General features: G+C 78.4%; 1 protein-coding gene. It reads right to left on the bottom strand.

Features of this window, described 5'->3' with window-relative positions; genetic code table 11:
• Positions 1-54: 54 nt before the first annotated feature.
• A complete protein-coding gene (locus GTW08_RS08685; RefSeq protein ID WP_301549196.1) occupies positions 55-405 on the bottom strand; it encodes an ArsR/SmtB family transcription factor in 351 nt (116 codons plus the stop codon).
• Positions 406-583: the final 178 nt, after the last annotated feature.

The following is a 583-nucleotide window of genomic DNA, read 5'->3' as shown; positions in this document are numbered from 1 at the left end:
CCCCGGCCCGGTCCGGACGCGGACGGTCCGGGGGCACCGGACCCGGCGGCGGCGTCACGCGATCCCCCGCCCGCGGACGGCGCCCGGCTCACGCCTGCGGTCCTGCGCGGCCACCACGGTCCGGACCACCTCGACCACGCCGGCGTCGGCGATGACGTAGATCTGGTGGCGGCCCTCGCGGCGGGCACGGACCAGCCCGGCGAGCTTGAGCTTCGCCAGGTGCTGGCTCACCGTCGCCACCGGCTGGCCGAGGGTCGTCGCGAGGGTGCCGACGTCGCGCGGGCCGTCGGCGAGCAGCCAGACGATCTGCAGCCGCGAGGTCGCGGCGAGCATCCCGAACGCCGCGGCCGCGTCCGCCAGCAGCTCGGGGTCGAGGGGCTGCGGGTCCTCGGGGGCGGTCTCCACCGGGCCTCCAGACAGTTGCGTCACTTACGCAACTGTTACCGTACCGGGCGGCGCCGGGCGCGGTGCCGGGGACCGGAGGGGCACCGTTGGACCGGACGATCGGGCGCGACGGTGCCGCGGCGCGGCCACCGCCCCCGCCGGCCGATCCGCCCGTCACGCCCGGCGAGCCCGCACTGCG

The organism is Pseudonocardia sp. SID8383, assembly GCF_009864975.1.
In the GTDB taxonomy this organism is placed as follows: Bacteria; Actinomycetota; Actinomycetes; order Mycobacteriales; family Pseudonocardiaceae; genus Pseudonocardia; species Pseudonocardia alni.
The sequence above is the reverse complement of the archived record's forward strand: the minus strand, read 5'-3'. Positions and strand labels throughout refer to the sequence as shown.